This window comes from Aquimarina discodermiae, from assembly GCF_040786235.1.
Classification (GTDB): domain Bacteria; phylum Bacteroidota; class Bacteroidia; order Flavobacteriales; family Flavobacteriaceae; genus Aquimarina.
This window is the reverse complement of record NZ_JBFMKP010000048.1, coordinates 1-26,548: the sequence shown is the minus strand read 5'-3', so window position 1 is coordinate 26,548 and position 26,548 is coordinate 1. Positions and strand designations below refer to the sequence as shown.

At 32.3% G+C, this 26,548-nt stretch carries 23 protein-coding genes; 20 read left to right on the top strand and 3 right to left on the bottom strand.

The genetic code is table 11. From position 1 onward, the window contains the following. Window positions 1-108: 108 nt before the first annotated feature. The 11 genes from ABW636_RS21535 to pdxH all read left to right on the top strand — a co-directional run bounded on the left by ABW636_RS21535 (window position 109) and on the right by pdxH (window position 10,128). The gene (locus tag ABW636_RS21535) at window positions 109-282 is read left to right on the top strand and encodes a hypothetical protein (RefSeq protein WP_367592167.1); all 174 of its coding nucleotides are present in this window, start codon (window positions 109-111) and stop codon (window positions 280-282) included. Between the two features lie 171 nt (window positions 283-453). Beyond that, the gene (locus tag ABW636_RS21530) at window positions 454-1,146 is read left to right on the top strand and encodes a hypothetical protein (protein WP_367592166.1); all 693 of its coding nucleotides are present in this window, start codon (window positions 454-456) and stop codon (window positions 1,144-1,146) included. A gap of 343 nt (window positions 1,147-1,489) precedes the next feature. Continuing rightward, window positions 1,490-3,781 carry a TonB-dependent siderophore receptor gene (locus ABW636_RS21525; protein WP_367592165.1) on the top strand — a complete coding sequence of 764 codons (2,292 nt, stop codon included), beginning with the start codon at window positions 1,490-1,492 and terminating at the stop codon, window positions 3,779-3,781. Then, window positions 3,781-5,238 (top strand): PepSY domain-containing protein, encoded by a 1,458-nt coding sequence (locus ABW636_RS21520; protein ID WP_367592164.1) that lies wholly within the window; start codon window positions 3,781-3,783, stop codon window positions 5,236-5,238. Before ABW636_RS21525 ends, ABW636_RS21520 begins: the two co-directional genes overlap by 1 nt. Before the next feature lie 70 nt (window positions 5,239-5,308). After that, complete coding sequence (mog, locus tag ABW636_RS21515) at window positions 5,309-5,839, top strand: molybdopterin adenylyltransferase (RefSeq protein WP_367592163.1); 531 nt, start codon at window positions 5,309-5,311, stop codon at window positions 5,837-5,839. Between the two features lie 260 nt (window positions 5,840-6,099). Continuing rightward, window positions 6,100-6,639, top strand: coding sequence for a bifunctional pyr operon transcriptional regulator/uracil phosphoribosyltransferase PyrR (pyrR, locus tag ABW636_RS21510; RefSeq protein WP_367592162.1), 540 nt, complete (start codon window positions 6,100-6,102; stop codon window positions 6,637-6,639). A gap of 36 nt (window positions 6,640-6,675) precedes the next feature. After that, window positions 6,676-7,605, top strand: coding sequence for an aspartate carbamoyltransferase catalytic subunit (locus tag ABW636_RS21505; protein ID WP_367592161.1), 930 nt, complete (start codon window positions 6,676-6,678; stop codon window positions 7,603-7,605). 3 nt (window positions 7,606-7,608) lie between these two features. Further along, window positions 7,609-7,941, top strand: coding sequence for a ribonuclease Z (locus ABW636_RS21500; protein ID WP_367592160.1), 333 nt, complete (start codon window positions 7,609-7,611; stop codon window positions 7,939-7,941). 43 nt (window positions 7,942-7,984) lie between these two features. Further along, window positions 7,985-8,446, top strand: a complete 462-nt coding sequence (locus tag ABW636_RS21495; protein ID WP_367592159.1) for a thioredoxin family protein — start codon at window positions 7,985-7,987, stop codon at window positions 8,444-8,446. Between the two features lie 62 nt (window positions 8,447-8,508). Continuing rightward, the gene (locus tag ABW636_RS21490) at window positions 8,509-9,414 is read left to right on the top strand and encodes a ribonuclease Z (protein ID WP_367592158.1); all 906 of its coding nucleotides are present in this window, start codon (window positions 8,509-8,511) and stop codon (window positions 9,412-9,414) included. Between the two features lie 69 nt (window positions 9,415-9,483). Beyond that, window positions 9,484-10,128 carry a pyridoxamine 5'-phosphate oxidase gene (gene pdxH, locus ABW636_RS21485; RefSeq protein WP_367592157.1) on the top strand — a complete coding sequence of 215 codons (645 nt, stop codon included), beginning with the start codon at window positions 9,484-9,486 and terminating at the stop codon, window positions 10,126-10,128. Between the two features lie 11 nt (window positions 10,129-10,139). On the opposite strand, the gene ABW636_RS21480 is transcribed toward pdxH, so the two are convergent. Further along, entirely contained in the window at window positions 10,140-12,344 is a 2,205-nt protein-coding gene (locus ABW636_RS21480; protein WP_367592156.1) for an OmpA family protein, read from the bottom strand. 389 nt (window positions 12,345-12,733) lie between these two features. On the opposite strand from ABW636_RS21480, the gene ABW636_RS21475 reads away from it, so the two are divergent. The 4 genes from ABW636_RS21475 (at window position 12,734) to ABW636_RS21460 (ending at window position 16,883) form a co-directional block, all read left to right on the top strand. Then, window positions 12,734-13,219: a SixA phosphatase family protein gene (locus tag ABW636_RS21475; protein WP_367592155.1), complete on the top strand. Its 486-nt coding sequence runs from the start codon at window positions 12,734-12,736 to the stop codon at window positions 13,217-13,219. After that, complete coding sequence (gene ppk1 / locus ABW636_RS21470; RefSeq protein ID WP_367592154.1) at window positions 13,219-15,324, top strand: polyphosphate kinase 1; 2,106 nt, start codon at window positions 13,219-13,221, stop codon at window positions 15,322-15,324. Before ABW636_RS21475 ends, ppk1 begins: the two co-directional genes overlap by 1 nt. Before the next feature lie 4 nt (window positions 15,325-15,328). Then, window positions 15,329-16,228 (top strand): Ppx/GppA phosphatase family protein, encoded by a 900-nt coding sequence (locus ABW636_RS21465; protein WP_367592153.1) that lies wholly within the window; start codon window positions 15,329-15,331, stop codon window positions 16,226-16,228. Window positions 16,229-16,325: 97 nt separating this feature from the next. After that, window positions 16,326-16,883 (top strand): porin family protein, encoded by a 558-nt coding sequence (locus ABW636_RS21460; protein ID WP_367592152.1) that lies wholly within the window; start codon window positions 16,326-16,328, stop codon window positions 16,881-16,883. 20 nt (window positions 16,884-16,903) lie between these two features. On the opposite strand, the gene ABW636_RS21455 is transcribed toward ABW636_RS21460, so the two are convergent. Next, a complete protein-coding gene (locus ABW636_RS21455) occupies window positions 16,904-17,572 on the bottom strand; it encodes a Crp/Fnr family transcriptional regulator (RefSeq protein WP_367592151.1) in 669 nt (222 codons plus the stop codon). Window positions 17,573-17,923: 351 nt separating this feature from the next. Between ABW636_RS21455 and ABW636_RS21450 the strand changes: the two genes are divergently transcribed. From ABW636_RS21450 to ABW636_RS21440, 3 genes are all read left to right on the top strand, one after another. Then, window positions 17,924-20,998 (top strand): amino acid adenylation domain-containing protein, encoded by a 3,075-nt coding sequence (locus tag ABW636_RS21450; RefSeq protein ID WP_367592150.1) that lies wholly within the window; start codon window positions 17,924-17,926, stop codon window positions 20,996-20,998. A 110-nt stretch (window positions 20,999-21,108) separates the two neighbouring features. Beyond that, window positions 21,109-21,894: an enoyl-CoA hydratase gene (locus tag ABW636_RS21445; protein ID WP_367592149.1), complete on the top strand. Its 786-nt coding sequence runs from the start codon at window positions 21,109-21,111 to the stop codon at window positions 21,892-21,894. A 36-nt stretch (window positions 21,895-21,930) separates the two neighbouring features. Then, window positions 21,931-22,659 carry a DUF6733 family protein gene (locus ABW636_RS21440; protein ID WP_367592148.1) on the top strand — a complete coding sequence of 243 codons (729 nt, stop codon included), beginning with the start codon at window positions 21,931-21,933 and terminating at the stop codon, window positions 22,657-22,659. Window positions 22,660-22,788: 129 nt separating this feature from the next. On the opposite strand, the gene ABW636_RS21435 is transcribed toward ABW636_RS21440, so the two are convergent. Next, window positions 22,789-23,472 (bottom strand): Crp/Fnr family transcriptional regulator, encoded by a 684-nt coding sequence (locus ABW636_RS21435; RefSeq protein WP_367592147.1) that lies wholly within the window; start codon window positions 23,470-23,472, stop codon window positions 22,789-22,791. 333 nt (window positions 23,473-23,805) lie between these two features. Between ABW636_RS21435 and ABW636_RS21430 the strand changes: the two genes are divergently transcribed. Then, a complete protein-coding gene (locus ABW636_RS21430) occupies window positions 23,806-25,620 on the top strand; it encodes a DNA polymerase III subunit gamma/tau (protein ID WP_367592146.1) in 1,815 nt (604 codons plus the stop codon). A 56-nt stretch (window positions 25,621-25,676) separates the two neighbouring features. Next, window positions 25,677-26,258, top strand: a complete 582-nt coding sequence (locus ABW636_RS21425) for a MiaE family protein (RefSeq protein ID WP_367592145.1) — start codon at window positions 25,677-25,679, stop codon at window positions 26,256-26,258. Window positions 26,259-26,548 lie beyond the last annotated feature (290 nt).

Here is a 26,548-nt window from a genome sequence, read left to right as displayed (position 1 = left end):
TTTAGAATTGGGCGAATTTGTCATTTTTTTATATCCCTGACAGTATATGGTCAGGCACTTGACAACAAGTCAAAGATAAAAAAAATAACGGCTCAGGTCATTTTTTAAATGAAATTGCCCTGGGTAGTTGCTTCTCATACAGCTTTATTTAAAGAAGAAGAGGCTAAAATCGTTAAACAAGCTGCGAAGAAAGCTGCTACAGGTTCAGCAGAAAAAACGACGCTTGGTGATATCGATGCATTAGCAGATCTTAAAGCTAAAATGGAAAAAGGAGGGAACTAGTAATTCTTGACTTTTAGATATAATTATATAAAGACCGTTCTTTTTGAACGGTCTTTTGTTTTTGTAGATATATGTACATTTACATTCTAAAATAGTTCTTTGCTTCTAAAGAGATTAATTAGCTGTTTATTAAGAGTTCGAATAAAAAAAAACTGTAAATAACTAATCATAATGATAAAATACATTTCCTTAGTTATGGTAACTTTATTTGCAAAGTCAATGATGTGTCAAGTTATGTATACAAAAGAAGAACTTAAGCAGTTTCGAAAAGAGGTTAAAGAAATCAAAAAAAGGGGTAGAGCGGCTATTATAAGAATGGCGGTAAACGAAGTAAGTGGTGATCCTGAATCTTTATTAAATGATGAAAATGTACACATCTCTGTTTGGTATAATGATGTAGAAGTTAAAGTAGAATTTATAGATAATTCTCCTATAAAATATCTTCCTTATAATTCGAGATATTATTATAGGGCAAAGGTAGGTGTTTATTTGGATGAGAGGAAATCTTTAACCGGTAGAATCATCGATAATCTTGCTCAAGAGGATAACCCATATGATGGGGATGTATATTTATATCGAACTACAAAAGAAAAACGGAAGCTTGTAGACCATGTTATACAATTAAATAATACTAATGAGAATGCATTTCCTATAGACCAGGCAGAAGTAGTGTTAGTTAGAGAAAAAGAAGACTACTACGATATTCAGGTAGGAATGGACTATCCAATCACTTATAAAATAGATAAAGTGTCTGAAAAGATATATGATTATGAAGATTTGTATAAAGATTTTTATCCTACGCCAATGGCAGAACCTATTGATTTACCCGAGCCGGGAGGAAAATGGAAAGAATGGAGAGAGTAATACCCCCTAGTATTCAACTTTATTTATAATACGAATAAAACTCTTTTTGGGTAGGTTAGCTTGTAGTTAACATGTGTCCTTTTAGCGCCTCAATACCCTTTAAATACTTGATTTTAATAACTATTTACCTAGATACTTCTTTTGTTTTATCCATATTTTTTTGTGTAAGTTTTATATAAGAATATAAATTATTTTTAATGCAACTTAGTTGCATTAAAAATAATTTAGTATAATTGCATCTTGATTAGGATATACAAAAAAGAACAACTCACAGAATATTACACCCCTTACTTGTTAAATAAAATAATGTAAACCCATGTTGAAAAGTAAATTTACGTTCGTAATGCTATTTCTAATTAGCGTTTCGACATTCGCACAAGTCAATAAAAGTGTTACACTGCTAAATGCAGAAACTAACAATGCAATAGCAGGAGCAAAAATCTTTAATAAAACTTTAAATACAAGTACAGAATCTGATAGTGAAGGTAAATTCCAGATAACAGGAAATCCTTCTGATAGTATTGTGATTAAACATATGAATTATGTTGAAGCAGCATTTACGTTTAAGGATCTTCCTGCTATAGTTACTCTCCAATATCTTCGAGCTAATGAAACTCGTCTAAATGAAGTAGAAATAGTTACGAAAAGAAAAAGACTCTCTTCGATTAATAAGCTTCCTGTACAAGATATAGATATGCCAATCACTACTAATGCTGTTTCTCCTATGATAATAGAACAACGTAATCCTACAGATTTGGGTGATGCGGTAAAAAGTGCTACAGGAGTGAGACCTATTAATCGTTATGGAGGTTTTCAAACGTTTCGTATTAGAGGTTTTAATAATTTTGTGTTATTAATTGATGGTGTGCGTGATGAGCGCCATAATTTAGCTACCAGTGCTCCATCTACCAATTTAGCTAATGTAGAGCGTATTGAGGTGTTAAAAGGCCCTGCAAGTGTATTATTTGGTCACTCTGCTTTAGGTGGAATTATTAATGTTGTACGAAAGAAGCCTACCGATGTTCAAACCGGAAATTTTAACGCTACCTATGGCTCATTTGATACCTATAGTGTACTCGGAGGAATCGGTGGACCCGTAACAGAAAAATTACAATACCGAGCTGATTTTGGAACCACCAAAAGTAATGGATGGAGAGATTTTGGTGTAACGACCAATAATGGTTCATTTATGCTGGATTTCAAACCTACAGAGGATGATCGAATAGAACTTTATCTTCAGGCAAATGATGATAAATACGATACCGATACCGGTATACCAGTAGATGAGGATGGTTCTCTGGTAGAAGGAATGGATCCTGAAACTCGATATAATGATCCGCAGGATTTTCTGAAACATCAAAGATTTGATGCCCAGTTAAAATACAATCACCGTTTTAATGATCAAATGAATTTGACCAATCATTTTTCATGGTCTGATGATGATATTAATTATTTGTCAACAGAATTTTTAGAATTTAATACTACAAGAGATTCTCTGAATAGAGCATTTCCATTTTATTTTAACCATGAAACTAAGACCATCCAAAATCAGTTAGATTTGAGTTATAGTTTTAAAACAGGTAGTATAGAACATAAATCGTTGGTAGGTTATAATTTAAGTATTTTAGATCGAAAATCATTTAGAGGAGATGTAGTGGGGCCAGGGACATTTACTACGATTAGTATACAGAACCCAATTCTTAATCAGGGACATATTGAGCCAGTGGATACTCGTGTAAGAGTAAGAGAAGAGTTGGTTAATGCTTTTTATTTCCAGGATTGGCTTAAATTTTCAGATCAATTTAAAGCCATTATAGGAGTAAGGTACGATATATTTTCAGGAACATATTATACAGACCAGGTAAACCCTGATAGAAGCCTTGATGTGGCAGGCAATAGCGTAAAAATTCCATCAACCGCATTTACTTATAGAGGAGGTATTGTATATCAACCCATAGAAACGATGAGTATCTTTGCTTCTTATTCTAATTATTTCAAGCCTTCGAGAACCATTGCACCAAATGATGAGATTTTTGATCCAGAAAGAGGTTATCAAGCCGAAATTGGTGTGAAATGGGAAAAACCTAATGTAATCTCAGCTACACTTTCGGGTTTTTATATGTTGAAAAACAATATTGTAGAGCGTAATACTGTAGATGAATTTAACCAAATAGGAGAAGCTGATTCCAGAGGGTTCGAATTGGATGTTGAATACACTCCTATAAAAGGGTTATACGCCAAGGCGGGGTATGCTTTTGTTGAAGCTAAAGTAAGATCTTTTGATACTGATGCATTACAAGCAACCAGAGCTGGCAATAAACTTCAGTTTGCACCAGACCATTTGGCAAATGCTTGGGTTAGCTATGAGTTTCAGAATAAAAGTCTTAAAGACTTTGGTGTCGGAACTGGATTTAACTATACCGGAGAAAACTATACCAATAGTGCGAATACCTTTAAACTTCCTGATTATTATACCTGGGATGCTACCTTGTTTTATAAGTTTAAAAATGTTAGAATTGCATTTAATATTAACAATATTACAGATCAATTTTATTATACCGATGCTATATTTGGAAATCAATTCTTTCCTGGTTTAGAACGAAACTATAAAATAAGCTTAGGATATAAGTTTTAATGAAGACAAAGCAAATTCATACGATTCACCATTATTTAGGAACATTCTTTTTTGGAATGTTCCTGATTTGGTTTTTATCTGGATTTGTAATGATGTATAAAAGTTTTCCTTTTCTATCTCAAAAAGAAAAAATAGAAGGCAATGAAATCATTCAAAAAATGGCAAATGACTTGCCACATCCAGCTATCGTATTTACAGGACATCAACAAGAGAGTACTAATTCGTTACGAATAAACAGTATTTTAGATGAACCTGTTTATCATTTGATTACCAACGAGGGTAAATTTGTTTCCAAATTTGCTTATACGGGTGAAAATATAAAAATTGATAAACAGTTTGCGATACAGGTGGCCAGAACGTTTACCGGAATATTAGCTAATGCCAAAGTGAGTATCCTTACAGAAGTTGATCAATGGATCCCCAGGCCTAAATATGCAAAGCATTTACCTGTATATAAAGTGAATTTTGAAGATGAAGAAAGTACTTATGTGCATATTTCTTCTAAAACCGGAGAGGTAATTAGTAATACTACACGTTTTGATCGAGTTTGGGCATGGCTTGGAGCGATTCCGCATTGGATCTATTTAAAAGAAATTAGGATGCATGCTACCTTGTGGAGTCAATTGTGTATATGGTTGTCTGCGTTTGGTTTTATTATGTGTTTGAGCGGAATTATTACCGGGATTGTTCGTTTCAAAAATAAGCCTAAAGCCAATTTTAAACGTTTCAAAAATAAGTGGTATAATTTTCATTACTATACAGGATTGATTTTTGGAGTATTTGTTTGTACCTGGATATTTAGTGGGTTTATGAGTATGTCACCCTTTAATTGGTCTTATAACTTTACATTATCAGAACAAGAATCTTTGCTATGGGAGGGCAGAAAGAATTCGTTAGAGAATATTACCGATAAAGAATGGGCAAACTTTCAACAATCAATTCCATCCAGTACTATAAAAGAAGCTCATTTTTCATCTTTTTCTGGTAAGTTGTTTGCTAAATATTTTGTAGTAGATAACATAAAAACGGTTTGTTTAAGTGATGTGAACTATATTCCCAAAGAAAGTGATCTTTCTAAGCAAATAAGTCATATTAGTAAAACTGATATGGGAGTAACTATCGAAGTATTGCATCAATATGACAATTATTACTACGATAGACACAACAACAAAAAAATACCGGTTATTAAAGCAACTACTACTGATCTAGCTTATTATATTGACCCCGTTAATGGTAATGTATTGCTAAAAAGTGATGTTACCAATAAACTAGAGCGATGGCTTTATCATGGGCTTCATAGTTGGGATTTTTCTTTTCTAACAAGCAACCGTCCTTTGTGGGATATTGTTATGATACTGTTATTACTGGGAGGTACCACCATAAGTATTACAGCAACAGGTCTGGGAATAAAATTTATAAAACGCAAGAGACGTAAGTATCTTAGAAAAAAACACTAAATTCTTCTTTTTTATGCTTTAAGTTAGTGATACTACTAAATGTATAAAGAAGGTAGTTTTAAATTATAGTATGAAACAAATAAAGATAGGAATACTTACCATTTCAGATAGGGCTAGTAAAGGCATTTATGAAGACATTTCGGGAAAAGAGATTATCAACGTGTTAAATGAGTACATTGACACAATTTGGACTCCAGTCTATGAGGTGATACCCGATGAACAGAATATGATTGAGGAAAAACTTAAGGTTTTAAGTGATCAGGATGAGTGCTGTCTTATTTTTACAACTGGTGGAACAGGCCCTGCCCCTAGAGATGTAACACCAGAGGCTACAGAAAATGTGTGTCATAAAATGCTACCGGGATTTGGAGAGTTGATGAGAAAAGAGAGTTTAAATTATGTGCCTACTGCAATATTGTCTAGACAAACTGCGGGAATACGTGATGAGACATTAATTGTGAACCTTCCTGGAAAACCAAACTCTATTCGAGAGTGCATGCAAGCTGTATTTCCTGCTATACCGTATTGCTTAGAATTGATTGGAGAATTTTTTATTGAAACCAATGAGAAACACATCAAAGTGTTTAGACCCAAAAAATAGTTTCAATGATTTACATTTTTTTGATAACCTAGGTAGAAAGAATAAGTGCTTTTACGGTAGTATCGAATTACAGAGATAATAGTAGATAATACGGAAACAAAATATAATTCTAATTCATAAAAGTTTAAATTGATTTATTTTGAATGGGTTAAGATATATTCAAAAATAAAACACTTTTATGTGATGCGTTATTTAAAAAAACGGATTGTTTTAATCCAAAATTTCATTACTTTTGTATTCCAGATATCTATTTGGAGGTTATGAGTCAAAAATTACTACTTAGTGCAAAAGAGATCGATATAATTCTGCACCGTTTGGCTTGCCAATTAATAGAAAATCATACTCATTTTAAAGATACCGTATTAATAGGACTTCAACCCAGAGGTACGTATTTGGCAGATAGAATTAAAAAAATTTTAGTAGAAGAATATCAGGTTAAAGATATAAAAATTGGTTACCTTGATATTACATTTTATAGAGATGATTTTCGAAGAGGAGAAAAAACCCTTGAAGCTAATAAAACTCATATTGATTGTATTGTAGAAGATAAACGTGTTGTGTTTATTGATGATGTATTATATACTGGGAGGAGTATTAGAGCGGCATTAACAGCGATACAGTCTTTTGGAAGACCTCAGGAAATAGAATTATTAACGTTGATAGATAGACGTTTTAGCAGGCATTTGCCTATACAACCTAATTATAAAGGACGACAAGTAGATGCTATTAACCAGGAAAAGGTAAAGGTAGACTGGAAAGAACACCAAGGTAATGATGCGGTGTATTTGATAGATAATTAATGTCACTACCTTTTTGAATTATTAGATTAAAAAAGAATGAGCGAATTAAGTGTAAATCACTTGTTAGGAATTAAGTATTTAAGCAAAGATGATATAAATCTTATCTTTGAAACAGCAGATCATTTTAAAGAAGTAATTAATCGGCCGATAAAAAAGGTTCCTTCGCTTAGAGATATAACCATTGCTAATCTTTTTTTTGAGAATAGTACAAGAACAAGATTGTCTTTTGAATTGGCAGAAAAAAGACTTTCTGCAGATGTAATTAATTTTTCAGCAGCTTCTTCTTCTGTAAAAAAAGGAGAAACATTAATAGATACAGTAAATAATATTTTATCGATGAAAGTGGATATGGTTGTGATGAGACATCCAAATCCAGGAGCTGGAGTATTTCTTTCTAAACATGTAGATGCGAGTATTGTTAATGCGGGAGATGGAGCACATGAGCATCCTACACAAGCGTTACTGGATTCATATTCGATACGAGAACGTTTGGGTGAAGTAGGAGGAAAGAAAGTGGTGATTGTAGGAGATATTTTGCATTCTAGAGTGGCACTTTCTAATATTTTTGCCCTAAAATTACAGGGAGCAGAAGTAAAAGTATGTGGCCCAAAAACCTTGATCCCGAAGTATATTGAAAAATTAGGAGTTCAAGTAGAAACAAATCTTAAAAAAGCATTAGAATGGTGTGACATAGCTAATATGTTACGTGTTCAAAATGAAAGAATGGAAATTAGTTATTTTCCTTCTACAAGAGAGTATACACAACAATATGGGGTAAATAAAGAATTATTGGATGATTTGAATAAAGAAATAGTAATTATGCACCCGGGACCCATCAATCGTGGAGTAGAAATCACGAGTGATGTTGCTGATTCTAGCCAAGCCATAATACTGGATCAGGTACAGAATGGGGTAGCAGTGCGAATGGCGATCATATATCTATTAGCATCAAAAATAAAACGGTAATTTATGATTTTTAATAAAGAAGGTTCTACAACAATTATTACTCAGGAAAAAACTACAATCATCGAATTTGTAAAACGTCTAGAGGATAAATATGAAGGGTTAAAAGGCGATAATATTATAGTTAATCTATTTTCGTTAGAGAAAATATCGCTAGAAGACATTAATGAGTTTTTGTTGTTATCCAAAACACATAAATTAACAGGCCATTCATTCGTTATTGTTACCAATAAGATTACATATGATGACGTTTCTGATGAAATAACAATAGTGCCAACATTACAAGAAGCGTATGATTTGGTCGAAATGGAAGAAATAGAAAGAGATCTTGGATTTTAATTTTTTTTTGTAATTATAAACGTAGTTATTCGTCTAAGTACGTATGAATAAATACGCCCCCCTACTATTTATAATATTTTCTGTTTTTTTTGCGTCTATTTCTGTTAGTGCACAGAATTGGCAATATGATTTGAATGAAGCTTTAGCCTTAGCAAAAGATAAAGATCAAAAGATTGTTTTGTTTTTTACAGGGTCCGATTGGTGTCCTCCTTGTATTAAATTAGAAAAGAATGTTTTGTCTACAGAGGCTTTTGCGGATTTTACAAATCAAAAATACGTTTGGTTAAGAGCAGATTTTCCAAGAAGAAGAAAAAATAAGATTTCGCAAGAACAAAAAAAGAAAAATAAAGAACTGGCAAAACGATATAACAAAAAAATGGTTTTTCCTGTGATATTAGTGCTCAATAAAAAAGGTGTTGTTTTAGGAGCTACTGGTTTTAGGAGGGATTTGGATGTGCATGGATATATTTCATTATTAAAATCATTCGATTCTTTTGATCGTTAAATTGACTTATAAGTAAGATAAGAGTATCTTGGCAATCCATTTGTTAAAAGAGAGAAATAATTTTGAAACTTACAATTTTGGGTTGTTATTCGGCAACTCCTAGAACATTTACAAATCCAACTTCTCAAGTATTAGAAATAAATAATCATGTGTTTTTAATAGATTGTGGAGAGGGAACACAAGTAGAGCTTAGACGTAATAAAATCAAGTTTTCTAGAATCAAACATATTTTTATCTCTCATTTGCACGGCGATCATTTTTTTGGTTTAATAGGTTTGGTTTCTACATTTAGGTTATTAAACAGAGATACACCGCTTCATATTCATGGCCCTAAGGGGATCAAAGAAGTTATTACTTTGCAACTTAAACTATCCAATTCCTGGACAGATTATCCTTTGTATTTTCATGAGCTAACAAATACAGAATCAGAAGTTGTTTTTGAAGACGATAAGATTACTGTATCCACTATTCCTTTGCAACACAGAATTTATTGTAATGGCTTTTTGTTTAAAGAAAAACCTGGAGATAAACCCTTGTTGATTGATAAAGTGTCTGATTATGGTATCGATAAAGCTTATTATCGCTCAATTAAAAAGGGAAAAGATGTTGTTTTAGATGATGGCACCAAGATTTCTAATGAAGAGCTTACAGGGCTTCCTAAGCCTGTAAAAAGTTATGCGTATTGTAGTGATACAAAGTATGACGAAGCAAAAATACCTTTGATAGAGAATGCTACCGTGTTATATCATGAATCTACGTTTTTAGAAAGTCATAAGCATTTATGTTCTAAAACGGGTCATAGTTCTGCAATCGAAGCTGCTAGTATTGCCAAAAAAGCAAACGTAGGGACATTGATTCTTGGGCATTATTCCACCAGATATGATAATCTTGAACTTTTTGTAGAAGAAGCACAAACGGTTTTTGACAGAGTAGAGATTGCAGATGATGGTAAAGTGTTCGAATATTGATACTTCAAAATGTTACTGTTGATTGTTTGCAAGAGTCAAAATTGGTAACTTGCACTATATTTTAAAATCATGAATAGAGATTTAACTACTTACAGAAAATCTTACGAAAAAAAGTCCTTAGAAGAAAAAGATCTTCCAGATTCTCCATATACATTGTTTTCAGAATGGTTTAAAGAGGTAGAAGCAGCTGGCGGAGTCGAAGAACCAAATGCAATGACCGTTACTACAAATGGGATAGATGGTTTTCCTAAGGCAAGAATAGTTTTGTTAAAACAATATGATGAAAACGGATTTGTATTCTATACCAATTACGATTCAGAAAAAGGAAAATCTATAGCGAATAATGATAAGGTATGTATTTCTTTTTTTTGGCCTAACCTAGAACGACAAGTAATTATAAAGGGTAGGGCGGCAAAAGTTTCAGAAAAAGAAAGCTTGCAATATTTTCTTTCACGACCTAGAGGCAGCCAATTAGGAGCGGTGGCATCAAGTCAAAGCGAAGTGATAAAGTCTAGAGAACAACTAGAAAACAAACTGGCAGAATTAGAAAAAACGTATAAGGATAAAGAGATTCCTAAACCTGTATCATGGGGTGGTTATTGCGTGGTACCAATAGCTTTCGAATTTTGGCAGGGTAGAGCGAATCGTCTTCATGATAGAATTCGATTTTCTATTGATCAAAAAAAATGGATAGTAGATAGATTATCTCCTTGATCCATTATTTATTACATGATAACAAAACTTGATCTTCTGTTTTTCTTATACTGATCCTCAGAACAGTCTTCACCATCTTTACAATTGTTTACAGGTCTACTTTCTCCAAAACCTATATATGAAAGTATTCTGTTTTTAGAAATATTTTTACTTAGTAAATAATTGTATATAGACTCGGCTCTTTTTTGAGAAAGAGCAAGGTTGTAATTTTTTCCACCGCGACTATCAGAATGTGTTTCTATTTTGATAACCATATTTGGATACTCCTCATTCATCAAGTTTACCACTCTATTTAGTTCTATTTCTGCTTTTTGAGTAATATCCCATTTATCAAATTCAAAATAGATCTCATTAAGATTAATCATGTCATTGATCGTTTTGCTTAACTTCATGTCAGATTTTACTCTCTGAGGTGCTAGATCTGGATCTGAGCTTACAATATCATTTGGAGGAATACCACCACTTCCTGTATGACCAGATGTGTCTGCATCGTGTTTCTCTTTAGGAAGCGTTACAGCAATGTCATTAGAAAGATTCTTTTTAGGAATTGCAACAAGACGAGTAGCGTTCGGACAATTCATTTCACTAATATCAATAGCTAGCTTAAATTGATAGTAGTCTGGCAAGTTACAAGAGTTGATGTGATTATATCCTTTAGAATATTTGATAGTTTCATTTAATGTTCCATTAAATTCTGATATCACTGGTTGATCTACAACCAGGATATCATCAATTGTGTTAATAGATTCGCATTTAATATCGACAAGTACATTATAGCTTATTCTAAATGGTTTACTATCTTTTTTCACCATTTTGTTGGGAATCGAAAATTTTAAGACTCTAGATTCTTTGTCAAATTTTACTTTGATTTTTTTAGTTGGCAGAACCAAAGATTTTTCAGAAAACACTACGTTTTTTGGAATTATATCTTTGATTATGGTGTTTTTAGCATCATCATTACCGTCATTATGAATTGTAAGACCGTATGTGATTTCTTGTTTTGGCTGCAATACATCTTTCGGAAGAACATAGTCGTTTGTAGCACTATATTTTGAACGTTTTATAATGTGAATAGCCGGTTCATATATTTCGATACTAAAAGCTACTGCCATAACAGAATAACCATCGTTATCGGTAGATAACCTAAACTTTGCTTCGGTTTGATTATTACCAATGATATTGTTTCTTACATTTTTTATATTGAATAAATCTGCATCGTAGCCTAATGTATTTTGACTGGCAGGAACTCTTGATGTTACATTTTTACCATTCTCGGTGATATTGGCGTTAAAAAAATTATTCATAGGGTTAATACCATCGGCTAGACTTTTGTATCTGTTGGTTTCATTAGACATTACCTCAAAGCGATCTCCTCTTATTCCTTTATCACCTTCATAGGCAATTACTCCTATTTTACCATGAACTGCACCATTAGGGATTGTTTGAAAATTGTTAAATGAAAATGCAACTGGTTTTGCTTTAGAATCAATATTTACAAAACCATCATACACATAAAATCTTTTTCTGGATTTTGTATTATCTTCATAGATAACTACCATAGTCCACCCACCAGCAAGACCATTACCTAAAGTGTCATTGTCATTTACGGCTGTTGTTGTTGCAGGAATATTAGCAACTGTATAGGTGCCTAAAGGGTTTTCCAGATCTAAAACTTCTTTGGTAATATCTTTAAAACAAGAATATTGTTTAAATAAAGATTGATCGTCTCTATAGTAATCATGTATAACCTTGCCATTTGTAATAGTAGAATATTGTGTTTGTCCAGGATATTTTATTTTTATCGACGTGATATCGTGTGCACGTTTTTCATCGGCATAGGCAGCTGTCCAATATAATCCTACATGTTTAATAGTATTACAATTAGATTCAATTTTTAAATCTGCACTACTAGAATTAAATGTTGTAGGATCATTATCTATGTCGATAAAACCCATTTTGAATTGATTATTTAACCCTCCTTTATTGTAACTCTTATTTGGGTCAAAAACTTCTGATCCATTATCATGGCTAACTTTACCCAATATGGTGTTCGAAACAAACTTAAAATCACCTTTTAATGTTAATTCTGAACGTTTGGTAAGGGGTACCTCTACCTGACCATGTGTATTAAATGAAAATATACAACATAGGCAAAGAATAACATAAGTAGTATTCAACCAGATAAGGTTTATTTTTTTTGCAATTACTTTTTCCACCGTGTTTCTGTTTTTATCACCCTAAAATTTATTATGTCAGACTTGTGTGCATAATGTTTGGGAAAACATATTTATTTAAGGGGAAACCGTATGTAAATTTAGATTTTAACATTTAAACTGATAAGAAAAAAAGCAACTTTTCGATGTAAATACTGTTTTTGTCGATCAATGTTAATGATTGTATCCTGTTCATAATCATTATTTTAATGTTTTTTTTGGATTACTTTTAGAATTTTTGGAAACATAAAATTACTCTTAGCTGTGATCTTTATATCAAGTTAGTAAGGATCTAAAAATTATTTTTTTATGTTCTTATAGTAAAATATGTAAAATCGAATTCTTAAACTTGTATAAAATAATGTTCTTTTAATATAAACTCTATTCAATCTATGAAAACTTTATATATTATTCGGCATGCAAAATCCTCTTGGGAATTTGATTTAGAAGATAAGAAAAGACCACTAAACCCCAGAGGTTTATTAGATGCAGAATTAGTAGGTAAAGAGTTGAAAACATTGGTAAAAACATTGGATTTGATTTTGTTTAGCCCTGCAGTTAGGGCATATAGCACGGCAAAGATCATTAATAAATATCTGGATATGCCAGAAAATTTATTTATAGTAAAAGAAGAGTTGTATGACTTTGATGGTAGTAAAGTGATTGAAACAGTTAAAAAATGTGAGGATACTATAAATAGTTTGATGATATTTGGCCATAATCATGCTTTTACTTCTATTGCGAATAATTATGGTAGTGAAGCAATAGATAATTTACCTACCTGTGGGGTTGTGGTAATAGAGTTTGATTGTGATAAATGGGAACAAATAAATGTAGGAAAAACCCTTCATGTTATTCGCCCTAAATTTTTAAAATAATGTCCGAAAACAATAAAAATCAATACATTAATCGAGAATTAAGCTGGTTGCAGTTCAATGCAAGGGTACTACAAGAAGCAGAAGATAACTCTGTGCCCTTGGTAGAAAGACTTCGTTTTATAGGAATATTTTCTAATAATCTTGATGAGTTTTTTAAAGTTCGTTACGCTACGATTAAGAGAATCGACATGGCAGGAAAGGATGGTAAAAATGAATTAAAGGGTCCCACGGCAAGTGAACTTTTAGAAAAAATAACCAACCTTGTAATAAAGCAACAGGCAGAAAGTTTAAAGGCAATTAATAACATTACCAACGAATTAAAAGAGTATAACATTTTTATTATTGACGAAAGTCAAGTTACACCAGATCAAGACGAATTTATTCGTAATTATTTTGTTACCAAAGTAAGCCCTGCATTGGTGACATATATACTTAATGACCTTGATGCATTTCCACATTTAAAAGATAGCGTTGCGTATTTGGCGGTAAAACTGGTTTTAAAAGAAAAAATACCAAAGGATGGTAGGATTTCTAAACTGTTACAACAAACAACTAAGGAGAAAATCTATTCATTGATTGAAATTCCAAAAAACATCGATCGTTTTGTAGTTCTTCCAGAAAAGGATGGTAAACAGTTTATTATTATTCTAGACGACCTTATTAGATATTGTTTGCATATCAATTATAGTATTTTTGATTATATCGAAGCTTCGGCTCATATGATTAAGATTACCAGAGATGCACAGTTAGATTTTGATAATGATTTAAGAAAAAGTTTTATTCAAAAGATCTCTAGTAGTGTTAAGTCTAGAAGAGATGGAGAGCCTGTTCGATTTGTTTATGACAAAAACATAGGAAAAGATACTTTAGATTTTTTAATGAATAAAATGGGAATCGATAATTCTGATAGTATTATTCCCGGTGGTAGGTATCATAATCGAAGAGACTATATGAGTTTTCCCGATTTAAATAAACCCGGTCTCTCATATGAACAAATTAAACCATTAGCGATATCAGGCTTAATATTACAGGGTAGCTTATTAGATAAGATTGCACAAAAAGATTTTTTACAACATACTCCATATCATACCTTTTCATATACAGTAAAATTTCTTAGAGAATCAGCTATTGATCCAAAAGTAAAAAGTATTAAAATCACTATTTACCGATTGGCAAGTATTTCACATATTGCAAGTTCTTTAATTAATGCTGCAAAAAATGGAAAAAATGTTACAGTACAAATAGAATTACAGGCTCGTTTTGATGAAGCAGCAAATATTAGCTATGCAGAACAGATGCAAAGAGAAGGTGTAAAGCTTATTTTTGGAGTAACAGGACTCAAAGTGCATTGCAAAGCTTGTGTGATAGAAAGAGAAGAAAAAGGAAAACTCAAAAGATATGGTTTTATAAGTACAGGTAATTTTAATGGATCTACGGCAAAGATTTATACAGATTATACTTTATTTACTACAAACGAAATCATACTTAAAGAGGTTAATAAAGTTTTTAAGTTTTTTGAAATAAATTATAAAATCAATAGATACAAGCATTTATTGGTTTCTCCTCATTATACGAGATCTTCTTTGTTGAAACTAATAAATAAAGAAATTAAAAATATAAAAGACGGAAAACCAGCTGGAATAAAACTTAAACTTAATAGTTTGAGTGATTATGGCATGATTGATAAATTGTATGAAGCGAGCAGGGCAGGAGTAAAAATAGATTTGATTATTAGAGGAATTTGTTGTTTAATACCAGGTATTCCAGGTATGAGTGAAAATATTAGAGCAATAAGTGTTATCGATAAGTTTCTTGAGCATCCAAGGTTGTATATTTTTGAAAATGCAGGGAATCCCAAAGTATATATATCCTCTGCAGACTGGATGACACGTAATCTAGATAGAAGAGTAGAAATATCTTGCCCAATATATGATACAGATATCAAATTAGAATTAATGGATACCTTTGATATTTATTGGAAAGACAATGTAAAAGCTAGAAAACTCTCTAAAGAACAGGATAACGCTTATGTTAGAAACGATAAAGAAAAAGTAAGATCGCAAATTGCGATATATGATTATTATTTAAATAAACTAGGAGAATAATATTTTGTTGATTATAGAAAAATACGGTGCGATTGATATAGGCTCCAATGCAATACGATTACTAATAAGTAGTATTCACCAAGAAGAAGGAAAACCTACGCGTTTTAAAAAAACAAGCCTGATAAGAGTACCTATTCGTTTGGGAGCAGATGTTTTTGATTCTAAAAGAGTATCAGAAGAAAACATTCATCGAATGATTGATACCATGCAAGCGTATCAATTATTAATGAGAACTCATAAAGTAGTTAAATATAAAGCTTGTGCTACTTCTGCGATGAGAGAAGCAGAAAATGGAAAAGAAATTGTAGCACTTATAAAAGATAAAACAGGTATTCAAATAGATATTATTGATGGTAAAGATGAGGCTGCTCTTATTGCATTGACAGACCTTAATAATTTAATTAATACTGATGCAACATACTTATATGTTGATGTTGGAGGGGGAAGTACCGAATTTACACTTTATCATAACGGAAAAACAATTGCTTCAAAGTCGTTTAAGTTAGGAACAGTTCGATTACTTAACAATTTAGTTTCTGATCAAATATGGAAGGATGTAGAAGAATGGATTTCTAATCGTACACAAGGCTATAATCGTGTTTCGTTGATTGGTTCTGGTGGTAATATCAATAATATTTTTAAAAACAGTGGTAAAAGAATGGGAAGATCACTATCGTTTTTATACCTAAGTTCTTATTACAAAACACTAAAATCACTTACTTACGAAGAGCGCATCTGGAAACTTAATCTAAATCAAGATAGAGCAGATGTAATTATTCCGGCTACAAGAATATATCTTTCTGCTATGAAATGGAGTAAAGCAAGAGAAATTTTTGTTCCTAAAATTGGATTGTCAGATGGGATAATAAAGTCATTGTATAATGAGAAATTAAATAAATTATAAGCTATTTATTGAAAAGGGAATATCTATAATTTTATCCTGATAATTTCGAAACACAAATTTTATTAGTAAACTTGCTCCAAAATCAAAACCCTTTAAGATGAAAAAAAGTATACTTTGGATAAGTGCTATTTTTATGTTTGCAACGCTACATTGCTTTGCACAAGAGGAAGTATATGGTATAAGAATAGGAGGTAACCTTAGTTCTATTAGCTCTGACGATATACCAGAAAACCTCGAAGATAGCAGATTTGGTATTGTTGTTGGATTTTTGGCAGAGTATCCTTTAAAGGGTAAATTTAGCATTCAACCAGAGTTTCAATATTCTTCTATGGGGAATGATGATGAGTCATTAAGAGTGGATTATCTTCAATTTCCTGTCTTTCTTAAATATAATATTTCAGAATTAGTTAATATTCATATAGGCCCTCAGGCTGGAGTTAAGATATGGGAATGGCAGGACAATACAAGTACCGAAGTTAGTTTTAATACGTTTAATTTTTCTACAGTTACAGGAGTTGGGGTAGATATTACAGAAAACTTTTTTGTTGACCTTAGGTATGGTTTTGGTTTCTCTAACATTATAGACGATACAAATATTTCTGATAGTGAAGGCACTACCAGAAATATTCAACTTTCTTTTGGTTATAAGTTATAAAATAGATATTTTCTTTATTATCAAACCATATATCTAGAAGAAGTCTCTTTGTAATAGGTAAAAAATCCCTTTTTTAATACGATATCTTTATTAGAATATTCTATTAGTGATTTACTTTTTAGAATGTTCAAAATTTGGTTGGTAGTTACTCTAGAGGTTCGAATGTAGCCTGCTAATTCATTTTGAGTAAGTGGTGATTTTATATATACTTCATCTTCTGTACTGGATGGATCTTTAAACTTATTAAAAAACTCAATAAAAGTTAGAATTAACCTGTCTTCTGCAGATCGAGTTCTTAAATTTTGAATTCGTCTTTCCGCTTGATGATGTTCTTCCTTTAGTAGTAATAATAAATCTTTATGTAATGTCATGTTGTTTTTTACTATAGCCCGAATATCAGTAATGCTAAATTCATAAATGATTGTATTTTGATGAACAGATTCTGATTCATAAGTTGTATAAAATTCCCCATAAATAGCATCATTCCCAAATACCTGTCCTTTGGTAAGAAGTACAGGTACAATTTCTTCTCCTTCATCGGTAATTTGTAAAATTTTAACAATACCTTCTTTAATTAGATAGATACTATCCGAGTAGCATTTACATTTTAAAATTGTTTCATTAAGTGTGTAGTTAGAGCACTTATATAAACCTTTTTCAACAAGTGTGTTTAATAGTTGAGTTTTCATGTTTGTTAAAGTTATGTTAAGTAAAAAAAGTAATTTTTTCTATAGCATTTTTAATGGTTTTAGTATCGTTTTATTAAAAGTTGAACTTAATATATTTATGGTATTAACGTAGTTTCATTATAGTTATAACAAAAAAAAAGGAGGTTTAGTGTTAGATATTTTATACTTTCTTATAAAATGTTGCCATAATTTTGATTTTGGATAGATGAAATATTCAAATAAATAATTAACACGAAATCATGAAAACTCAATTTTTTAAGTCAGAAAAGCTACCCGTTTTTCTAAGTAAACCTCCTATAAATTTATATAGTAATAATAAGTCATTAATCGTTGTAATATATTAGTCAGGCAATGGGAATTGAACGTTCTCATGTTATTTCTGAAGCAGAAATACATGAAACTAAAGAATACAACCCTTTAGTTCCTGGTGATACATTTTCAAAATCTGCGATGGCTGGTTTATCATTGTCGGATCAATATCTTTTTCAGAGATTTGGTCAGGGACCTATAACTAGAGTACCATATAGATGTATACATCATGCATTTGAAGCTCAAGCAAAAATACACCCTAATGCCATTGCTGCTATACACCATGGGGATAGTATCACGTATAAAGAGTTGGATCACCAATCTAATCTGTTGGCATTAGAATTAATAAAGAATGGTGTAAAACATGGAGACAATGTTGGATTGTTTGTACAACGATCCATACCAATGCTAGTAGGAATATTAGCTATTCTTAAGGTAGGAGCAGCCTATGTACCACAACATATTGGATTGGCTAAGGATGAACAATTGCGATATGTTATGAAATCAGCTTCCATTTCTGTGGTACTTACGCTTTCAGAATATAAAGACTTGGTGCCTAAAGTGAAAGGGAGTACACATATTGTTATTGATGAATTTTTAAAATCAAAAGTCAATAATGTTAAGGAAGTAATCTTGCCCAAGGTCTCCATACAAGAAGAAGATGTTTGTTACATCATATTTACCTCAGGTACTACAGGAGATCCGAATGGTGTTCAGGTAACCCATAAAAATACATGTAATATACTACTTACTTCTCCTGGTAACTTAGGTATACGGCCAGGACTAAAAGTAGGACAAATTTTAAGTATTGCTTTTGATATGTCTGTATGGGAAATTCTGGGGAGTCTTGCCAACGGAGCGACATTGGTCATAAGAGGTAAAGATATTCAAGAAACAGTAAGCAAAGTAGATGTGGTAATATCTACCCCTACAATTCTAAGTTCTATGGATGTTGATAAATGCAAAAATGTACGTATAGCTATTGTTGCGGGAGAACCATGTCCTAGAGTGTTGGCAGAAAAATGGTCAGCGTTTTGTGCATTTCATAATTCATGCGGACCTACAGAAACTACTATAGTAAATACGGTAAAACGTTTCTTTCCGACAGATGAAATACTTTCTATAGGTAAACCCACCCCCAATAATACAGTGTATGTATTAGACGAAAATTTAGAACCATGTGATATTGGTGAAGTTGGAGAAATGTGGGCCGGAGGTTATTGCGTAACACGAGGCTATATAAATAACCATGATCTTACCAATGAAAGGTATGTTGATGATCCTTTTTTGGGGCAAGGTAGAAAAATGTTTAGAACCAGAGATTTAGGTAGATGGACATCTGATGGAGAATTAGAACATTTTGGTAGAACAGATGATCAGGTAAAGATATGCGGGTTTAGAGTAGAGCTGGATTCTGTTTCGGCAATTATAGAGAAAATGCCTGAAAGTAAAAGAGCTATTACTTTAAAAATAGATAATAGAACGTTATTCTCTTTTGTAAGCCCGGCTAATGTTGATCCAGAAAAAGTAAAACAGCAAGTAGAAAAAGTGCTGCCTTATTATTGTGTTCCTGAACAGGTAATAACCATGCCTGAGCTGCCAATGACAAGTAGAGGTAAAGTAGATAAAAGAAAGCTACTTGCAAGTATACCAAAGCAAGAAGAAGTAATCAAAACAGAAAACACAACACAAAAACATAAAGAAGAAAAAGTAATGGATGCAATAGTCAAAACTGATAATCCAGTTATGGGTCTAAATGTAGAAAAACAGGATGATTATCCAGATTTAGACAAAGTAGTGCTTCCTCCTCAAAAAAAATATGCCAGCAGAATATGGAAAGGAGAAAAATTAATGCATTATTACCGATTGTTTGCATTGCTTTTATTAACTAATGTAGGAATAATGATTTATGGTGCGACACAAGGTAACTGGTGGTCAGCACAGAATATACAATTAGATATTATTGCCAAAATTACGTTGGTTAATTTTACCATTGGTATTCTTATAAGACAACAATATATCATTAACCTGTTGTTTTGGATAGCAACAAGTATACCTACTAGTTGGCCCTTATCTATTAGAAGAAGAGCTGGTAAAGTATATCATTTTGGCGGGATTCATATAGGGGGAACGGTAAGTGGAACATTATGGTTTATACTATTTATGGGGTCCTTGTTTTATAATTTCTTTAATGGTGCCAATGAAGCCGCAAAAAGTGGGACTTTACTTTGGATAACTACTTTGTTAACAGGGATTTTGGTGTTTATGATTATTATGGCTTTACCAGGCATACGAGCAAAATATCACGATGATTTTGAAAAAGCACATCGTTTTGGTGGATGGTCAGCGTTAGTTTTATTCTGGGTACAAACTGTGATTATAACAAAGGCAAATTTACCCGACCAATCTTTGTTTTCTTCCTTAATAGATTCATTTAGTTTTTGGTTACTAGTAGTGATTACGATAAGTATAGCATTGCCTTGGCTTAGATTAAAAAAAGTTAAAGTAGATATTACAAGGCCGTCAAATCATGTTATTTTGGCAAGGTTTAACCACGGCGAAACCCCTTTTGCAGGATCTTCTACCACAATTAGTCGTAGTCCGTTAATGGAATGGCATTCGTTCGCAAATGTACCAGAGCCAGGAAAAGAAGGTTTTAGGTTAACGATCTCTAGAGCAGGTGATTGGACAGCCGATCTTATAGATGATATGCCTTCTCACTTATGGGTAAAAGGAATTACTACTGCCGGAGTGGGTAATGTTGATAAACTTTTTAAGAAAGTAATTTGGGTAGCTACAGGTAGTGGAATAGGACCTTGCCTGCCTCATTTACTGTCACAAGAGGTGCCTTCTAGATTAATTTGGGCAACCAGAAACCCAAGAAAAACATACGGCGATGATTTGGTTGATGAAATTCTAGAAGTGCAACCCGACGCTATTATCTGGAATACAGATACACATGGTAAACCAGATATGGTAAAACTGGCATATAAAGCATATAGGGATTTTGATGCCGAAGCTGTAATATGTATCTCTAATAAGAAACTTACCTGGAAAGTAGTATACGGTATGGAGAGTAGAGACATTCCTGCATATGGTGCTATATGGGACTCATAGCCCAACTTTAATCAACCATTTTAATAATTCATAGTAAATTCATAGTACATTTTTAAGAAGCTAAATAATGAACTTCTTGAGGATCGTATTGTATAAACACAAATCACACAATGAATATAAAAGTAGAACGTAAGGGGCGTGTAGCCATACTTACCTTAGATAGACCAAAAGCATTAAATGCATTAAATAATGCACTCATGCAAGAAATGGTGAGTGCCATGCAAGAATTAGATGGCGACCCAGAAATAGGATGCTTTGTAATAACAGGGTCTGAAAAAGCCTTTGCTGCAGGTGCTGACATTAAGGAAATGAAGGATAAGTCATATCTGGACATGTTTCATGAAGATTACTTTGCAGGATGGGAACAGTTTACAGCGATTCGAACACCTAAGATAGCTGCTGTTTCTGGATATGCTCTAGGAGGAGGCTGCGAACTAGCCATGATGTGCGATATCATATATGCTTCAGAAACTGCAAAATTTGGACAACCAGAAATTAAATTAGGTGTAATTCCAGGAATAGGAGGTACCCAACGATTAACCAAAATGATCGGTAAAACAAAAGCAATGGATTGGATTCTTACAGGACGTATGATTGATGCTGTCGAAGCAGAACGCAGCGGTCTTGTCGCTCGCATCTTTTCTTCAGAAGAATTACTAGAAAAGACATTAGAAATCGCAGAGCAAATAGCTTCTTATAGTAAGACCACAGTAATGATAGCTCGAGAGACCGTAGATAGAGCAATGGAGCTGGGTCTTAGAGAAGGCATTTTGTTCGAAAGACGGGTTTTTCATGCGCTTTTCGATACAAAAGATCAAAAAGAAGGGATGAGTGCTTTTATAGAAAAGAGACCTCCCAATTTTAATACAGATCAAAAACAATTTTTAAATTTTTAAACAACTAATCACACAATTTTTTTAAAACAATTAATCATGAAAAAAATCGCAATTTTAATATTTGCATTATGCATTCAGTACACGTTTGCACAAGAAGAGAAAAAAGAAAAGAAAGCTAAGTTTGCTACCAAAATAATTCAAAATAGTGTGGCAGGATTTTCTCCTATTTTCTTTGGTAGTTTCGAGACCAATAAAAACTTCGACATAACTATTTATAGTGTTTTTTGGACAAATACAACATTTGGTACTGTAGAAACAGGTGGTGATCAGTTATTAGAAACTGGTGTAGGGCTTGGATTTAAGTTAGCAGGAGGAAATTGGTTTGTAAACCCGGGAGTCGGTTTTGCTCATGGTAAATTTTTATCGCATACATCAGGGACAAAAATAGGAGAAGCTGTAATACCAAATACCTATACAGCATATCATGATGATATTTTTGATATAGAAGCATATATCGCGTATTATAAATCAATAAGAGATGGAGATGCAACTTCTTCTAGAGACCTTTTTCTTTTTTGGGCTGCACCAGGTATTAATGTTAGTAAACGACTAGTTATGGGAGCATTTTTTGAAGAATTAGCATTTATGAATTTAGAGAATGACGATGTTAACAAGAATATTCAGGTATATAGATATTTGGGAGGTTCTGTTAAGTTAAAATTAGATAACGGAATCGCTTTTAGACTTTCTGCAGGAGCCAACTTAGTAACAGATATAGGTGCTTCTGACGAGTTCTATAAGGTGTCTGCTTTCATTCCTTTATAGTAAATTAAACGTTATTTATACATATAAACATATATAACATACGTGTTAGTTGTGAAAAGAGGTTATTTCTAAAATTAAAAAAATGTAACATTGAAATAGCCTCTTTTTTGTATTTCTGTAAAAAACTGCTTATGAGCAAATACTATAATTGTGACATATATAGTTGCTAAAAGAATTCTTTTTTAATACAATTCTTTTTTTGTCATAGTCTAGTAGTAGTTTATACTTTAGTGTCTGGATAATGTTGTTAACAGATACTCGTGAGGATCTTAAGTATCCAGCAAGTTCCTCTTGGTTAAGAGGAGAATTAATAATAATATCTTCTGTCTCGGGGCAAGTATATCCATAGTTTTCCTGAAATTCTAATAGTACCTGAATTAGCCTGGTTTGTATAGATTTTTGATGAATGATTCTGATCCTTTTGTCAAGTAAATTGTATTTTTCTATCCAAAGACGATAAAAATCCTGATGAAAATCTGGTCTTTTATTTAAGATTTTATAAATATCTTTCAAATCGAATATATAAACTGTAGTTTCTAACGGAATTGATTCCAGGTTATAATTGTAGAATGCTTTTATAGAAGTTTCATCTTCTATAAATGTTTGTCCCTTACTTAATAAAAATAAAATAGTGTACCCACCATCTTCATCGATGCTATATGCTTTTAAGGTACCATCTGCCACGTATATTATTTTATTGGTAGTGTAAGTACTATCATAAAGATTTTTATTTTGAAGAAATTGGTGTTTTGTGTAAAGCCCAAGATCTTTCATATGGGCTAATAGTTTGAGGTTGGGAAATAGTGAATCCATAATTAATTTTAGATAAGTGAATTTGTGTTTGTTAAATACATTATTGAGCGGGTTAAACTCTATTTTAAAAGGCCTCGATAGTCTGTTTAACAAGCCTCTAATAACTTATAACGCTTATGCTTAACAGATACCCCCATTCTTTTTTGTTAAAATTTAATGTAAACATCTAATATTTATGTATTTAAAAGTGTTTATGTGAATCTTTTAATTAAGTAAAGGATACAGAAAAAGAAGAGTTGCCTACAAAGGAGATATGGAATGTTTGTTAATAACTCGATATAAAAACTAAAATCAAAAATTTAATATTTGTAAGCAATTTTTAACTTTGTAGCGATGGAACATTTTATAGTATCAGCGCGTAAATACAGACCACAGACTTTTAAAGATGTGGTAGGCCAACAGGCTATTACTAATACGTTGCTTAATGCTATAGATAATAACCATCTGGCACAAGCATTGTTGTTTACCGGGCCAAGGGGAGTAGGAAAAACCTCTTGCGCAAGAATACTTGCAAAAACTATTAATCAAGAGGGAGAAGCAGATCCTAATGAAGATTTTGCGTTTAATATTTTTGAACTAGATGCCGCCTCTAATAATTCGGTAGATGATATAAGAAGTCTTATTGATCAGGTAAGAATTCCTCCTCAAGTTGGGAAATATAAGGTTTATATTATTGATGAGGTGCATATGCTCTCTCAAGCTGCTTTTAATGCTTTTTTAAAAACGTTAGAAGAACCACCTAAACATGCAATTTTTATATTAGCTACTACAGAAAAGCATAAAATAATACCAACCATATTATCTAGGTGTCAAATATTTGATTTTAAGCGAATAACGGTTACAGATGCCAAAAATCATTTGATGCAAGTAGCACAGCAGGAAGGAATTATTGCAGAAGAAGACGCATTACAGATTATTGCACAAAAAGCAGATGGGGCAATGAGAGATGCGTTATCGATTTTTGATAGAGTTGTAAGTTTTAGTGGAAAAAACCTTACACGTAAAGCCGTTACAGAAAACTTAAATGTTCTGGACTATGAAACTTATTTTACGGTTACCGACTTACTACTTCAAAATAACATTCCGCAGTTATTAATAACTTTTAATGAAATACTTGCCCAGGGATTTGATGGTCATCATTTTATAGCTGGTCTCGCATCACATTTTAGAGATATTTTGGTGTGCAAAAATCAAGCTACTATTTCTTTGTTAGAAGTAGGAGAACAGACCAAAACCAAATATCTAGAGCAATCTCAAAAATCTCCTAATGATTTTTTGATAAAAGCAATCGCATTGGCAAATGATTGTGACTTAAAGTATAAAACGAGCCGTAATCAAAGGCTGCTGGTCGAATTATGTTTAATGCAACTTGCCTCTATCCTTACGGATGGAGAAAAAAAAAATGACCAACCTTACATAATACCGCCTTCTTATTTCAAAGAAAAAGGGATTGAACCAATAAAAATTTCTCCAGATGTCAAAAAAGATACTGACGAAAACCCGGTAATCAATCAATCAATAAAAGAAGTCCAGACTGTAAGCAATCATCCTGAAAATAAAGAAGTTGCTGATCCTTCTGTTAATCAAGAAGAGAAAAATACAGATATTCAGGATCATTTACCAAATAAGAGTGTCGTAACTTCATTACCTAAAGAAGAAACTAAAAAGGGAGGATTACCTAAAAGAGAGCGAAAAGCGTCTGGATTGTCTCTAAGTAGTATTAAAAGAAAAAAGGAACATGAAGAACGAAAAGAAGAAGTAGTTGTTGATCCTGAGAATTTGCCCAAAGAAGAGTTTACAGAAGAACAAATGCAAGCAGGTTGGGTAGAATATGGTAAAATGCAGGATAAGAAAGGAGAACGTATTGTAGGGTCAATGTTTGCGATGAATATTCCAACACTTAATGGTTTAGATATTTGCCTAGAGCTACCTAATGAATCTATGAAAATTGATTTGGAGGCTGCTCAATCTGGTTTACTTCAGTTTTTGTATAAGAAACTGAAAAATTATAGTATTGAGCTTAAAATAACGGTTAATGAAGAAGCTTCAAAAAAATATGCATTTACACCCCAGGATAAATACGAAAAGTTGAAAGAGAAGAATCCTTTGATCGATAAATTACGTTCCTCATTTGATCTGGATATATAAAGAAATAATAAATAACTACTATTGTTATTTTTGTCAATACAAAATAAGATTTAAAAATGTTAGGTTTAAAACTTCCTACTGATCCAAGATGGGTCAATATTGTAGAAAAGAATATAGAAGAAATCCTTACGGATCATGCATACTGTGAACAGAAAGCTACTTCTACGGCAATTTCTTTAATTGTAAGTTTCCCAGAATATACAGAATTGGTTCAAGAAATGACCAAATTGGTCAAAGAAGAGATTACCCATTTTAAAATGGTACATGATAAAATTTTAGAAAGAGGGTGGGTGTTAGGAAGAGATCGAAAAGATAATTATGTATTGCAATTGGTTACTTTTTTTCCAAAAGGAGGAAGTAGAACTACCCAGTTGGTACATAGACTATTATATGCAGCGCTAATAGAAGCGAGAAGTTGTGAGCGGTTTAAATTATTGTCTGAAGAATTAGAAGATCAAGAACTGGCAGATTTCTATAGAAACTTGATGGTTAGCGAAGCAAATCATTATACCATGTTTTTAAACTTTGCTCGCCAATATGGAGATCGTGAAGAAGTAGATCAAAAATGGCAGGATTTGTTAGCTTTTGAAGCTAAAATAATGGAATCTCTGAGTAAAGATGGTACCATTCATGGATAAAGGATGTGATGTGTAAAAATAAATTATGGTGATTCGGGACTCTAGATATTGCAGTTTTTTGGCAAATAGAATAAAAAGCATATCCATTTGCATATTGATAATTTCAATAGTATATAGTTGCAAAGATAACAAAACATTGGTTAAAAATCCTCAAAAAGTAGCTGTACCGCAGGGCAATTTCATTTAAAAAATGACCTGAGGCGTTATTTTTTTTATCTTTGACTTGTTGTCAAGTGCCTGACCATATACTGTCAGGGATATAAAAAAATGACAAATTCGCCCAATTCTAA